At 69.7% G+C, this 12,652-nt stretch carries 12 protein-coding genes and 1 pseudogene; 3 read left to right on the top strand and 10 right to left on the bottom strand.

All coding sequences use genetic code 11. From position 1 onward, the window contains the following. Positions 1 to 47: 47 nt before the first annotated feature. The 3 genes from ACFY7H_RS02365 to ACFY7H_RS02355 are packed head-to-tail and all read right to left on the bottom strand — an operon-like array spanning position 48 to position 1,796. Positions 48 to 521 (bottom strand): anti-sigma regulatory factor, encoded by a 474-nt coding sequence (locus tag ACFY7H_RS02365; protein WP_388931841.1) that lies wholly within the window; start codon positions 519 to 521, stop codon positions 48 to 50. Beyond that, the gene (locus ACFY7H_RS02360; RefSeq protein ID WP_388931839.1) at positions 505 to 891 is read right to left on the bottom strand and encodes an STAS domain-containing protein; all 387 of its coding nucleotides are present in this window, start codon (positions 889 to 891) and stop codon (positions 505 to 507) included. Before ACFY7H_RS02360 ends, ACFY7H_RS02365 begins: the two co-directional genes overlap by 17 nt. Before the next feature lie 17 nt (positions 892 to 908). Then, the gene (locus ACFY7H_RS02355) at positions 909 to 1,796 is read right to left on the bottom strand and encodes an STAS domain-containing protein (protein WP_388931836.1); all 888 of its coding nucleotides are present in this window, start codon (positions 1,794 to 1,796) and stop codon (positions 909 to 911) included. A gap of 290 nt (positions 1,797 to 2,086) precedes the next feature. Here ACFY7H_RS02355 and ACFY7H_RS02350 point away from each other — a divergent pair, with 290 nt between their 5' ends. Next, positions 2,087 to 3,154, top strand: a complete 1,068-nt coding sequence (locus tag ACFY7H_RS02350) for a hypothetical protein (RefSeq protein WP_388931833.1) — start codon at positions 2,087 to 2,089, stop codon at positions 3,152 to 3,154. A 20-nt stretch (positions 3,155 to 3,174) separates the two neighbouring features. Here the strand turns inward: ACFY7H_RS02350 and ACFY7H_RS02345 are convergent, their stop codons facing one another. Both ACFY7H_RS02345 and ACFY7H_RS02340 read right to left on the bottom strand, forming a co-directional pair. After that, a complete protein-coding gene (locus ACFY7H_RS02345) occupies positions 3,175 to 4,239 on the bottom strand; it encodes a cobalamin-independent methionine synthase II family protein (RefSeq protein WP_388932267.1) in 1,065 nt (354 codons plus the stop codon). 11 nt (positions 4,240 to 4,250) lie between these two features. Next, the gene (locus ACFY7H_RS02340; RefSeq protein ID WP_388931830.1) at positions 4,251 to 4,508 is read right to left on the bottom strand and encodes a hypothetical protein; all 258 of its coding nucleotides are present in this window, start codon (positions 4,506 to 4,508) and stop codon (positions 4,251 to 4,253) included. Between the two features lie 503 nt (positions 4,509 to 5,011). Here ACFY7H_RS02340 and ACFY7H_RS02335 point away from each other — a divergent pair. Continuing rightward, positions 5,012 to 5,539: an EF-hand domain-containing protein gene (locus ACFY7H_RS02335; protein ID WP_388931827.1), complete on the top strand. Its 528-nt coding sequence runs from the start codon at positions 5,012 to 5,014 to the stop codon at positions 5,537 to 5,539. A 335-nt stretch (positions 5,540 to 5,874) separates the two neighbouring features. On the opposite strand, the pseudogene ACFY7H_RS02330 reads toward ACFY7H_RS02335, so the two are convergent. Both ACFY7H_RS02330 and ACFY7H_RS02325 read right to left on the bottom strand, forming a co-directional pair. Continuing rightward, positions 5,875 to 6,039, bottom strand: a pseudogene (locus ACFY7H_RS02330) (pirin family protein); the annotation flags it as partial. A gap of 128 nt (positions 6,040 to 6,167) precedes the next feature. Continuing rightward, positions 6,168 to 7,403 carry a PucR family transcriptional regulator gene (locus ACFY7H_RS02325; RefSeq protein ID WP_388931824.1) on the bottom strand — a complete coding sequence of 412 codons (1,236 nt, stop codon included), beginning with the start codon at positions 7,401 to 7,403 and terminating at the stop codon, positions 6,168 to 6,170. A gap of 71 nt (positions 7,404 to 7,474) precedes the next feature. Here ACFY7H_RS02325 and ACFY7H_RS02320 point away from each other — a divergent pair, with 71 nt between their 5' ends. Further along, complete coding sequence (locus tag ACFY7H_RS02320; protein WP_388932264.1) at positions 7,475 to 7,831, top strand: helix-turn-helix domain-containing protein; 357 nt, start codon at positions 7,475 to 7,477, stop codon at positions 7,829 to 7,831. A 51-nt stretch (positions 7,832 to 7,882) separates the two neighbouring features. Here ACFY7H_RS02320 and ACFY7H_RS02315 read toward each other — a convergent pair whose 3' ends face one another. The 3 genes from ACFY7H_RS02315 to ACFY7H_RS02305 form a co-directional block, all read right to left on the bottom strand. Further along, the gene (locus ACFY7H_RS02315) at positions 7,883 to 9,247 is read right to left on the bottom strand and encodes an NAD(P)/FAD-dependent oxidoreductase (protein ID WP_388931821.1); all 1,365 of its coding nucleotides are present in this window, start codon (positions 9,245 to 9,247) and stop codon (positions 7,883 to 7,885) included. Positions 9,248 to 9,298: 51 nt separating this feature from the next. Beyond that, on the bottom strand, positions 9,299 to 10,117 hold the full coding sequence (locus ACFY7H_RS02310; RefSeq protein WP_388931818.1) for a hypothetical protein: 819 nt from the start codon (positions 10,115 to 10,117) through the stop codon (positions 9,299 to 9,301). 659 nt (positions 10,118 to 10,776) lie between these two features. Beyond that, a complete protein-coding gene (locus ACFY7H_RS02305; RefSeq protein ID WP_388931816.1) occupies positions 10,777 to 12,141 on the bottom strand; it encodes an APC family permease in 1,365 nt (454 codons plus the stop codon). Between the last annotated feature and the right edge of the window lie 511 nt (positions 12,142 to 12,652).

The raw sequence follows: 12,652 nt of genomic DNA, 5'->3' as shown, positions 1-12,652 counted from the left end.
CGCTCTTCCCTGGCCCGGAGGCCACACCGATGACACACCGCGGGACGTCAACGCCGCCACCGCGTGGTGATGATCGTCGTACCGGCGCCCGGCTCCGTGCGCACCTCGAACTCGTCCATCAGGCGGCGCGCTCCGCCCAGCCCGTGGCCCAGGCCCACCCCGGTGCTGTAGCCGTCGGTCAGGGCGGCCGCCAGATCGGGAATGCCCGGGCCGTGGTCACTGATCGTCAGGCGCAGCCCGGTGCGTCCTTCGTCCCGCGCGGCATCGATCGTCAGGCTCCCGCCGCCGCCGTGGACGTAGGCGTTGCGCGCCAGTTCGCTGGCCGCGGTGATCACGCGGGTCTGGTCGATGATGGAGAAGCCGGCCGCGACCGAGGCCGAACGGACGGCATGGCGGACCATGAGCAGGTCGTCCTCCGTGGTCAACGGGATCCGGAGGGGTGCGTCGTCGTGGGCGGCCGGCTGCGGGGCGTCCGGATGGCCACCGTCCCTGGTGTGCTTGCCGTCAGCCAGCGGCCTCATCCGGCGCCCCTTCCCGGGGCGGCGCCGTCCGGGTCCAGCCCAGCGCGGCCATGCCCTGTTCGGCGTGCAACGCCGTTTCCACACCGGTCAGTTCGATTCCCAGCTCCACGAGGGTGATGGCCACCGGAGGGCGCATCCCCGCCACGATCACCCTGGCTCCCAGCAAACGGGCCATGCTCGTGACCTCCAACAGGTTCCGTGCCACGAACGAGTCGATGATCTCCAGTCGGGAGATGTCGATGAGGACACCCCGTGCCCGATCGGCGGAGATCCGCTCGGTGAGTTCCCGCGCGAAGGCGACGGCCGACTTGTCGTCCAGCTCGTCGAGCAGCCCGGTGACCAGCACGTCGCCGAGACGCAGGATCGGCACGGCCGAGGAGGGCGCCGTCACCGGATGACCGGGGCACGGGGCGCCGGCGCGGAACCGCCGGTGATCTTCACTGCTTCGGACAGGGCCTCGGCGAGCGTGGCCCGGGTGAGGATGTCGAAGAGGTCGATGCCCAACTGCGCGATGGTCTGGGCGATGGTGGGACGGATCCCGCTGATGACGCAGTCCGCACCCATCAGGCGCACCGCCCGCACGGTCTGCATCAGGTGCTGGGCCACGGCCGTGTCGACGGTCGGGACCCCGGTGATGTCGATGATCGCGACCTGGGCGTCCTCGTCCTGGATGGCTTGGAGCAGGTTCTCCATCACCACCTGGGTGCGCGCGGTGTCCAGGGTGCCGATCAGGGGCACCGCGACGACCTGCCGCCACAGCCGGACGACCGGCGTCGAGACCTCCAGCAACTGCCGGCTCTGCCGCCGGATGATGTCCTCGCGGCCTTCCACGTAGGTGGCGAAGGACAGCGCGCCGGCCGCGTCGAGGAGCCGGTTGATCAGCAGCGCCGCGGCGAGCAGCGCGCGGGGGTCGTCGATGCTCTCCTGGACGATCCCGAGCAGGACCTCCTTGAGGGCCAGTACGGACAGCGAGGTCGCCGTCGGCGCCGCCCCGGCCCGGGCCCGGCGCAGCGACAGGTCCCGGACCGCCTCGCGCAGTTCGCGGTGCTCGGCGGCCACCCGCTCCGCGGGCAGCGCACTGTCCAGACCGCCCATGAGCGCGGAGGCCAGCACGTCCGCTTCGTAACGCAACTCGCGCTCGCTGTTGGCGGGATCCATGGGGGCCCGCTCCACCTGGAGCAGGACCCAGCGGTCAGCTATGTCGTCGGCCCGGCCCTTCAGCGACTCCACCACGAGACCTCGGACATCGGCCGTACCGGCCGCACTGCTGACCACGCGGGTCTCCCTTCACCGGCTGCCCAAGCGCCCCCGTCGGCACCAAGAGTTGATGCACGGCAATAGTTGCTGTACGGCAAATATACGCACAGCGGGCCCGGCGGGGAAAGGCCGAACAAGTCAATGCGGACATAATCGGCCGAAGTTCCTCTCGGTGACGGCGGCTTGGCAGCCGAGTTGCGACGTAGCGTGCCGGGGTGCGCCGAGAGTCGGGGGCCAAACGAGTCCAGCCCTTGGCCTGAACGTTCGCTTACCGTGACCGTGATCAGGCACGATGACACATCGTGCTCATGAACCTCGTCAGTGTCATCGGTCTCGCCGTCCTCCTCTGGGCGATCGTCAGTACCGCGCGCAACGCCCAGCGCAACCGGAAGGCCGGGCGCTTCGACGCCGCCGCATACGGGCTCGTCCCCCGCGAACAGCTCGACACCCGCCACGCGGGGCCGCCCCGGGACGAGCCCGCGCTGCGCCTGGCCGTCGAGTCCGCCTTCGACGGTGAATGGGCGCCGGCCGCCGCGATGCTCGCGGCGGCCTCGGAGTCGGAGGACTGGGCCGAGCGCTGGCGGCTCGTCCAGGTGTTCGCGGACGTCTGCGTGGAGGACGAGCACTGGCTGCGCGTCTGGCGCGCGACGCGCCCGCAGGGCGCGGACGCCGTCGTCGTGCACGCCCACTCCATACTGCTGCGCGCCTGGGAGGCCCGCGGCGAGAAGGACATCAGGCACACCTCGGACGAGCAGATCGCGCGCTTCTCCGAGCTGCTCCCGACCGCCGTGCACGCCGCGGGAGAGGCGGCACGGCTGGCACCGCGCGACCCGTCGCCGTGGATCACCATGGTCGCCGCCGCGCGGGGGCTGGGGCTCCCGCACGACGAGTTCCGGCGGCTGTGGGGCGAGGTCGTCAGTCGCGCGCCGCACCACTACGACGCCCACTGGCAGGCCCTCCAGTACTGGTGCCAGAAGTGGCACGGCTCCCAGGGACTGATGTTCCAGTTCGCCAGGGCGGCGGCCGAGTCCGCCCCGCCCGGCAGCCTGCTGACGGGGATCCACCTCCACGCCGTGTACGAAGCCTCCCGCCAGGAGGGCGACGGGGCCTACCGCACCTGGGCCACCAGGTCCATGCTGGCCCGCGTGCGGGAGGACTTGGCGCAGGCCGCCCCGGACGACCGCCTGCTGCCCTCCGTACGGCATCTGTACGCGGCCGCACTCGTGAAGACGGGGCGGTTCCCCCAGGCCCTGGAGCAGTTCCGGCTCATCGGCGGGTGGTGCGGCGCGGCCCCCTGGGACGACCACGCCGATGTCGCCGCCGCCTTCGACCACGCCCGCGGACTGGCGGCCCTGCACTCCCGGTCCACGGGCTGAGCCGGGGCCGGGGGACTCGTTCAGCCGATGAGATCGCGGGCGGCCAGAGCGGTGCCTTCGATGCGGGCGCTGATCTTGGCGAAGGCTGTGTCGCGGGAGGTGGAGGTGTCGTCGGCGAAGGGGGAGAAGCCGCAGTCGTCGCAGGTGCCCAGACGGTCCACGGGCAGGTGTCGGGCGGCGGCCAGGACGCGGTCGCGTACCTCCTCGGGGGTTTCGACCCGCGGGTCGATCGGGTCGGTGACCCCGATGAAGACCCGGGCCCGGGCGGGGAGATGTTCGGCGAGGACGGCGAGGACCCGTTCCGGTTCCGGCTCGCTGGCGAGCTGGATGTAGAAGGCACCGGCCTTGAGTCGGAGCAGGGCCGGCAGCAGGGCCGTGTAGTCGACGTCCAGGCTGTGCGTGGAGTCCTGATCGCCACCAGGGCAGGTGTGGACGCCAATCCTGTCCTGCTCGGTGGCGGAGAAGCGTTCCAGGACGCGGTTGTTGAGTGTGATGAACTGGTTCAGCAGGCCGCCGCTCGGGTCGAGCTTCAGCGCGAGACGGGCCTCGGTGAAGTCGAGCTGGACGCGGTGGGCGCCGGCGTCCAGGCATCGGCGGATGTCGGCTTCGGCCTCGGCGGTGAGGTCGTCGAGGAAGGCTTCGCGGGGGTATCCGTCGATGCCGTCAGCCGGGTAGAGCAAGCTGAGCGCCGACGGCGCGATGACGGCCTGCTTCACCGGTGACGCCGCGTGCCGGAGTGCGGCGTGCAGATAGCGGTCGGCGTACACACCGTAGCGCAGCGGTCCGGCCGTGAGGCGGGGCAGCTGCCGGTGGTGCCCGTCGGCGAACGGGATGACGACGCCGTCGGGTGCCAGCCGGTTCAGCCCGGTCAGGGGGTAGGTGGCGAAGCTGGGCTTGGCCTGTTCTCCGTCGGTGACGACCGGGGAGCCGATCTCCTCCAGGCGCCGGACGGTGTCGCGGACCGCGCGGTCCTGGACGGACGCGAGTTCATCGTCGCCGATCCGGCCCGCGGCATGGTCCGCCATGGCGGCGAGCAGCTCGGGGGGCCGCGGGATGCTGCCGATCGGTTCGGTGGGGATGCCCACCGTGGTCCGACTCACGGCCTGATCTCCAGCTGTGCCTGACCGCTGCTGCCATGGAGCCCCGTCAGGAGGCAGGAGGTGGGCAGTTCACCGGGGAGCGCGGCAACGGTCCGCTGCGCCGCCAGCCCTTCGCCGCGGCCCTCGACCACCCGGCCCGACAGCCTGACCACGAGGACGCCGGCGACCCGGACGCTGGTGCTGCTGTCGTACGCGATCGATGACCGTTTCCCGTCAGCGTAGTGGACGAGTTCCTTGAGGCGCGGGCTGTTCACCGTGATGCAGGACGCCGCGGGCGACGTGCCTTCCAGGTAGCCGCTGGCCGGCACGGTCCGGCCGGGAGCGACCGCACACGCGTACCTGGCATGTGTCCGGACGCGGGTCTGGCGGGGCAACAAGGTCAAGGGCGGGTCGTACGTACTGGTGCTGGAGCCTGTGCACAGAACGTTCTCCGGGTGCACAGGCTCATGAGCCTGACCCACTGGAGCCCAGACCGCAGACGAGGCCACCAGGGCCAGGGAACTCATCACGACTGCTGTGCCACGTCTGCTCAACATTCACCCTCCACGGAATGTGCTCTTCCACAAGGGTTCTGCTTACCCCCAGACCGCTTCTGCCGTCTCGGGCGCGTTGGGTCACACCGGCGGCGCATCACGCGCGGCACGCCTGCCGAAAGACCCCCGCGCCCCCGATCGGGTGCCTTGATCGTCAGGCCGAGGGGGAAGGACACCCCACTGGACCGCAGCGCTCATGCGAACACCGTGAGGAAGGAACCTCGATGGACCAGAGAGCCGCGCAGAAGCTCGTCTTCGCCATGTTGGACGCGGACGGGGACGGGATCGTCTCCAAGGAGGAGTACTTGGCGCGCACCAGGAACGTCGCGCTGGCGATGGGGCTCAAGGAGGACGACCGGCTCGTCGCCGCCGCACGCACCCTCGGTGAGGGCGCGTGGGAGGCGATGGACGCCGACGGCGACGGAAAGATGACCTTCGACGAGTACGCGGCATGGGCCGGGGCCGAGGCGTTCGACACCGTCTGCGCGCCCGTGCTCGGCGCACTCTTCGACCTCGCCGACACCGACCACGACGGCGCCCTCGACCTCTCCGAGTTCACAGCCCTGCGCACAGCGCTGAACAACCCGGCCCCCAACGCCGAAGCAGCGTTCACGGCCCTGGACAGCGACGGAGACGGCCGCATCGGCCGTGACGACTACATCGCGTCCATCCGCGCGCACGTCACGGGCGAGGGCTCCCCCATGGGCAGGGCGCTGTACGGCAGGCCGCTCTCCGACGTGCCCGCGCGATGACCGCGGGGGACGGACTCGCCGACTGACATCACGGACCGCACCCTACGGATCCGGGCGACCGCCCCACGCCCGTGCGAGATCGGTTCACGTCATGGAGCGCCGCGGGCAGTGACCACTCCATGCCCGCGCGACCACCTCCGCGCAGGGGCGTCCGGCCACTGCGGCCACCTGCGGCCGGCGCCGTCACGCCCCTCCCACGCGAAGCCGCGGCTGGTGTCGGTGTCGGCGTACGCACCGTGTGACGTGCTCACAGCGCGGGAACGATATGCGCGGGATTGGCAGCCTCTCTCCTCGGGTGGCCTGGGCTGATCCGGCCGCTTTCGGTAAACCGCAGGTCAGCGCACCCGACCCCGCGCCTTCAGGGGCACTGGGGGGAGCTGCGGCACGGGGATCGGAGGGCCGTCGTAGCCCTTCACCTCGCCGAATCGGGACCCGTTCATCCAGTCCTCGCGAGCCTGCGCGATGTCCTCGTGCGAGCGGCCGATCCAGTTCCAGAACATCTCGCTTCAGGATCGCGTTTAGGCACCGCCCGGGCGCCCGCGCGGTTCTGCCCACCTTTCCCCGTCTCGCCCTTCCGGGCTCTTCCCAGGGCAAGGAAGCTCGAGCACCGCGGTTGCGTGGTGTGAGTTCAGCTCGGAGCGATCGTCACGATGTCAGGCGCGATGTCCAGCACCAGGAGCGCCGCCGCCACATGGGTCGGGTTGTCCTCCACCTTGACGGCCGAGAGCTCGTTGGCGCGTGAGACCCGCCGTTCGACGGTGTTGCGGTGCGCGTAGAGGTTGGCGGCCGCCCGGGTCGTACTGAAGCCGCACTGTACATAGGTGAGCAGTGCCCGCCGCAGCGCTGTGTCGGCTTCGGCCAATGGCCCGAGGGTGTTGATGACGAACCGGCGTGCGCCGGGCCGGTCCTTCGTGAGCGCGTCGATCAGCTCGACGTCGGCGTATGCGGTGAATCGCCGGTCGGACCCCAGCCGGATCACCAGCGCCTGCGCCGCGAGGGCGTCCTGGTGGCTGGAGCGGAATCCATCGAGACCGCGTCCCGGCCTTCCCACTGCCGCGCGGACCTCGTCGACCGCCGCGAGGTCCTTCTCCACGTTGTGGGGGTCCGGGACGGCTTCCGCCGAGAGCCAGATCCAACGCGACGTGGCGCTGGCGCGCGCCACCAGGGTGCTCCGGCCACCGGCGGAGGAGCGCACGGCGGCGATCGCCTCGTCCAGGGCGTCGGCCTCCTGGGGATCATCGACCCAGAAGACGAGACCCACGTGCCACCGCGCCATCCGATAGCGCAGGCGCCCTTCGGCGAGGTCCTCCGCCATCGGTGCCCCACTGGCGATCAGCTGGATCAGTGCGATCCCCTCGGCATCCGTGTTCCCCATCGCCGCGGCGAGGCCGGCTTGCCGCAGGGCCGCGACGGAGTCGAGGGCGTACTGCACCAGCGACTGCGCCGTCACGTCCAGGATCCCCACGAGAAGATCGGGGTCCGCGCAGTCCGCCACGCATTGCTCCAGCCATCGCCGCCAGCCGATCCCCAGGGCCACACGCCAGGCAACGGCGAAGTCGGGCGCGATGCCCCGGGAGACGAGATCGTTGATGTACGCCGTGGTCCTCGGACTGACGTAGGGCTCTACCCTCCGCCCCGGTTGTTGAACGTTTGCGGTCAACCATTGGACCAGCTCAGAGCGGTTGAGCGCACGATCCTCCTCGACCAGCGATGCGTCCGCGAGGAGAGCGGGATCGTTCTGGGCGACGAGAGAGGGCCTTGCGAAGGCGTCGACCAGGGCGTCCGTTTCCGTCAGCAGGCGCTGACACAGTGACCTGATCGCATCGGCGACCTCACGCGAGGGCGGGGGCCACAGCTCTTCCATGTTCTCAGTGTCCCTCTGCTCTCGGGGAGCCGAGGCTCCCGACATGCCGTGTCACAGACAGATGAAGGGCTATCAGGCTCGACCGCGGGTTGTCGTTGACGGAGGTCGCGTACCGGACAGAGGTCACCAAGGGCTTTCTGAGCCAGTTGGAGCGTGGGCTCACCAGCGTGTCCGTCCCGACGTTGCTGCGCGTCTGCGAGGTGCTGCGGATCGGGGTCGGGGAGCTGTTCGCGTACCCCGACGAGCAAGTCGTGCACGGTGGAAGCCGGATCGGCATGGGCGGTGAGGGCGTATCCGAATACCTGCTCACGCCCGCCGACACTACGGCGTTCCAGGGAGATTCTGTCGTCACATGTCGGGCCCACATCAGGAGTGATGCGAGGGCGACGGACGGCTGCTTCGTGAGACACGGCGCGGTCTTGTCGTAGCGAGTGGCGATCTCACATCACGTCGTCACAGAGCAGGCGCCACCCGAACCTTCAGAAGTCCCCGCGCCTGGCACGACGGAGCGCCCGCCGGGCCAGCGTCCTGCTGCCGTTGAAGAAGTCGTTGAACCGGTCCAGCCCCCAGATGGCTCGGAGGACGAACGGCTGCATCAGCAGCGACATCGACGGCGAGTACTTCGAGGCGTCCGACCAGATGCCGGCGAGGTCCTCCGGCATCTCACCGTCGACGATGTAGTCGGCGAGCTGATGGGTCACGTACGGCACCTGGCAGAGGCCGTGGCCGTTGCAGGCCATCGCGTAGAAGACGTTGTCACCCACCCGCCCGGCGACCGACAGCCAGTCCGGGCTGATGCCGATCCACCCGCCCCAGGCCCGCTCGATGGCCACGTCGGACAGCGACGGGAACCGGTTGGCCAGATCCTTCCCCATGTCCCGCACGACACCGGGGTCCGGGACCCGGTCCGGGAGCGGGTAGGTCTGGCCTCGCTGCGCTTTGCGGACCCCGCAGACGATGGTGTTGCGCTCGGTGAGCCGGTAGTGGGTCATCAACTGGTGCTGGGTGATGATGCCGGACCGACTGGTCCAGTCCAGCGCGGCGAGGCGCTCCGGCGCGATGGGTTCCGACTCGATCTCGATGACGTACAGCGGCGTCGCGAGGTTCTTGGGCGTGATGTCCCACTCGCCGCCGTAGACGCTGGTTGCGAGCAGCACCTTGTTGGCCCGCACGGTGCCGTGCGGTGTCGTGATCTCGACGGTGCTGCCGGTCCGCCGGACATCGCTCACCCGCGACTGCTCGAAGACCTTGGCCGAGGAGGCGAGCAGTGCGCGACGCACACCACGAGCGAGCTTGCCCGGGTTCAGCATCCCGCCGATGGATTCCCGCATCCCGCCCACGAAGCCTGCGGGGAGGCCGAGTTCCTCTCTGCTGCCGACGGTCCCGTCCCCACCGAAGGCACGCAGGATCGCCGCCTGGGTACGCACCCTGAGCATCATGAGGGGTGAGACCGCACCCCACACCAGGCCGTTCGCCACGTAGTCGCAGTCGATGTCGTGCGTCTTGATGAGGTTTTCCACATAATGGCCAGCGTGCTCCGCCAGTTTGGCCATGACCGGCATCTTCTTCGGGGACTGGAGGCTGAGCATCCGCAGGTCGCCACCCGGCGCCCCGGCGATCTGACCGCCGTTGCGCGAGGCCGAGCCGTAGCCGCAGAACTCGGCCTCCAGCAGGACCACGTCCTGGTCGCGCTCCGCAAGGCGCAGCGCAGCCGCCATGCCACCCATGCCGCCGCCGATGACGGCGATGTCACAGGTGAGATCGCCGTCCAGCGCGGGCTGCACGTCGTCCGGCGGGTCGATCCAGCCGGTGAAGTTGCTGTACTTCGTGCCGTCGGTCCTCATGCTGCGCTGGTCTCCTTTTAGCTGGCGGTCTGTCCTGCTTTATGCTCCGCGTCAAGGCATGCTCGGCAGCACGCCCCAAGCCCTCGTCCCCCTCCAGCGGATCAACCGTGGCAGGCGCCTCTTCGGCGAGACGTGTGAAGACGCCGAGGAGGAGGTTTTCCTGTTCTGGAAGCAGTAGTGGAGGCGAGAGGCGTCTGTCGCCGTGTCAGTCCTGAGAGGTCGTGCCCCGAGCGAGGCTCGGGCTGCTCGTCGCTCTCCCTTGGCTGCGACCGAGCGGGCCGGGAGGTCTCCCATCGACAGGAGACCGGGACGCGCTTCGACGACCGCGGTGGAGGCATTGACCGCCGCTGCGATGGTGCTGAGGAAGGAATCGAAGCCCACGGAGGAACGAAGGTCGACGACCTGCTCCTCTCCGACGATCCGATAGTCGTCCCCCGCGGCCACCTCATCGGCCGGCTCGAAGAATCCGAACGTGATCTCCAGGTCGATCACCGCTTCGCCTTTGAGCACGCCCCGGGCGGCATGAGTGACGACCTCTCCCACGTCCACCGGGTCGAGGTCCCATCCGAGCCCTGCCACGAGCGCCCCGATGGCCTGCTCGAAGCCGTGGTGACCGACGACCTCGCCCCCGCTGCGAGCCGTCGCGAACTCGCGCATGGTCAGACCGAGGCCGAACTTCGACAGGATCGCGCCATACCGTGACATGTTCGTCCGTCGGCGGATCCGCACGCTCTCCACGCGCTGAGTCAATGCGGTCAGCAGGCACGAACGCTCCAGCAGCGGCAGCAGGACGTCGGCCGCCCTGTGCAAATCCGAAACGGTCGCCACGATCGCGAGGTCGGCGGTGGGCAGGTCAGCCGGGTCGCTCACGATGACGACGCCGTTCGCGGCGCCGCCAAGTAGCGCTCCGAGGGACCAACCACGCGGGGGTCCCGGTCCGCTGCTCCGACGATGTCCACGTCCGCGCGTCGCAGCAAGGAAGAAGCGATGGCCCGGCCGGTGGCGCCGAGACCCACGATGACAGTCTGATTACTCAATGCACACCCCTAGACGCCCCGGTCGGCACGCCCTCGACACGGTGTTTAGCAAAACTGGACTTCGCCAGTGGCGATTGCCTCGCATCTCACTGTCGTCAGCCACGACCGCGGTGAGAACGACACCCGGCACCTAGTTCCCCTGGGGATGGTGCACGGCGCACAGGCCGATCGCGCCCCTGCGCTCGTACGCCGACCGAGCCAACGCCATGCCGACTGAGGTGTTGGACGCCGTCGAGGAGTTCGACGTGGTGACCATCGGAGCGGGAATCTCCGGGACCGGCGAGGCCACCCATCTCAGCCGAGAGCTCCCCGACAGGTCACCACGCCCTCTCGCTGAATGTCAGGCCCACATCAGCAGGTCGTCCAGCCGCTTCCGCCCGCGCAACGGCTCGGGCAACAACGGCCGGACGAACTCCCGCTCGGCATCAGACAGTTCATGGCGACATATCACTCCACTGTGATCCACCAAGCAAGATCATTTGAAGGCATCGCCTAGAGCCGCTCGTAGACGGCCGGGCGGCGCGCTCGCAGGACGAGGGCCTGCACCGCGCCGGCCACGGCCGAGAGGGCGACGAGCCCGCCGATCACCCAGGCGCCCGTGGTGGTGCCGACGAGGAGCGGGAAGTTGGCGACCATCAGGCAGACCACACAGGCCAGGCCGAGGAAGGCGCCGCCCGGGGCCACGACCGTACGCCACAACGACTGCCGCCCATCGGCGCGCCGGAAGAACCCGATGACCGCGAGGCTGGTGGCCGCCATCAGCAGGACGATGCCGAGGGTGGCGGCGCCGGAGAACCAGGCGTAGAGGTCCCCGATCGGGTCGAGGTCGAGCGCGGCGACGACGAGCGTGGTGACGAACGCGACCGTCGAGGCGACGGCCGAGGACGCTGACGGCGCGCGGTAGCGGGGGTGGACGACACCCAGCGGCGCCGGAAGCGCGCCGGCCCGGGACAGCGCGAACTGGTAGCGCGTCACGACGTTGTGGAAGGCCAGTACGCAAGCGAACTGGCTGGTGATCAGAAGTAGTTGCATGGTGTCGGCCCAGACGGACCCGACGTAGCTACGCGTCAGCGTGAGGACCAGGCCCTCGGGGTCGGCCTGCGCAGCTCCGACCACCGAGTCGACGCCGGCCCCCACCACGATCGCCCACACGGTGAACGAGTAGAAGGCCCCGATCACCAGGATCGCGACGTACGTCGCCCGCGGGACCGTGGCGTCGGGGTCCTTCGCCTCGTTGCGGAACACGGCCGTCGCCTCGAAGCCGATGAACCCGAAGATGGCGAACATGACGCCGAGGCCCAGGGAGCCGGTGCCCACGATCGAGGGCGACAGCGGCTCGGCCGTCAGGCCGTGGGCGCCGCCGCGGCCCACGATGCCGAGGTCCAGGACCAGGAGCAGCAGGGATTCCAGCACCAGCACGGCACCGAGCACTTTGGCGCTCAGTTCGATGTCTCGGTAGCCGAGGAAGGCGATGACGCCGAGCGAGACGAGCGCCCACGTCCACCACGGGGAGCCGGCATCGGCGTACCGCTCGATGACGTTGCTCGTCGCGACGCCGACGTAGGCGTTCACCCCGACGAGAAGCAGCGTGTAGGAGAAGAGCGCGAGGGTCGCGGCCGAGAGACCGGGGATCCGGCCCAGCCCCGCCTGGACATAGGCGTAGAAGGCCCCCGCGTTGCGTACCCGTCCAGCCATCAGCGTGAAGCCGACCGCGAAGACCAGCAGCAGCACGGTGGACAGCGCGAAGTACAGCGGCATCCCCGGGCTGCCGCTCACGGCGAAGGCGAGCGGCACCCCGCCAGCCACCAGCCCGAGCGGTGCCGCCGCGGCGACGACCATGAACACAATCTGCGACACACCGAGCCCACGGTTGAGCGGATTGCCCGATCCCGCTTCACCATCGGCTGCTTCGACGTGCCCTGTCTTGGAGAGGTCGGTCATCGCGACCACCTTTCGGCTCACGGGCCGGTACCGGCTCGTCATGGGTGGGTGAAGGGGTGCGTGAGGCGGTATGCCTGCGCGAAACGAACGGGTGCGGCTCCCTCGCGGCGGGCTGAGCCGGAGCGGGAAGAGGCGGAACCTCACGCGCGCGAAGACGTGGCCCCGTACGGGTTCCGGGTCGTCGGCCACTTCCGCTCGGCCGCGGTCGCGGGAGCGACGGCGGCGATCCCCCTGCGGCTCCATACACCCGGGGGCGCGACGCGCAGCGAGGTCGTGACGACAGCGGGTTCGGCCTCTGCGCACGACCGCGACGAGGCGTTCAGCACGACCAAACACCGGGGGCAAACCTCTATCACGCCGGTCTTGCTGCCGCAACGGTTGCGGCACGACCGGCCGCAGGACGGCTGTCTCCGGCTGCCCTGCTCCC

The organism is Streptomyces sp. NPDC012794 (assembly GCF_042901085.1).
Lineage (GTDB): Bacteria > Actinomycetota > Actinomycetes > Streptomycetales > Streptomycetaceae > Streptomyces.
Note: the sequence above shows the minus strand (reverse complement) of the source record. Positions and strands in the feature narration are given on the sequence as shown.

What these genes read in the sequence shown, in the direction of transcription:
- ACFY7H_RS02335 (WP_388931827.1), top strand. Translation starts at nt 5,012, where the DNA reads ATGGACCAGAGAGCCGCGCAGAAGCTCGTCTTCGCCATGTTGGACGCG.
- ACFY7H_RS02365 (WP_388931841.1), bottom strand. Translation starts at nt 521, where the DNA reads ATGAGGCCGCTGGCTGACGGCAAGCACACCAGGGACGGTGGCCATCCG.
- ACFY7H_RS02325 (WP_388931824.1), bottom strand. Translation starts at nt 7,403, where the DNA reads ATGGAAGAGCTGTGGCCCCCGCCCTCGCGTGAGGTCGCCGATGCGATC.
- ACFY7H_RS02350 (WP_388931833.1), top strand. Translation starts at nt 2,087, where the DNA reads ATGAACCTCGTCAGTGTCATCGGTCTCGCCGTCCTCCTCTGGGCGATC.
- ACFY7H_RS02315 (WP_388931821.1), bottom strand. Translation starts at nt 9,247, where the DNA reads ATGAGGACCGACGGCACGAAGTACAGCAACTTCACCGGCTGGATCGAC.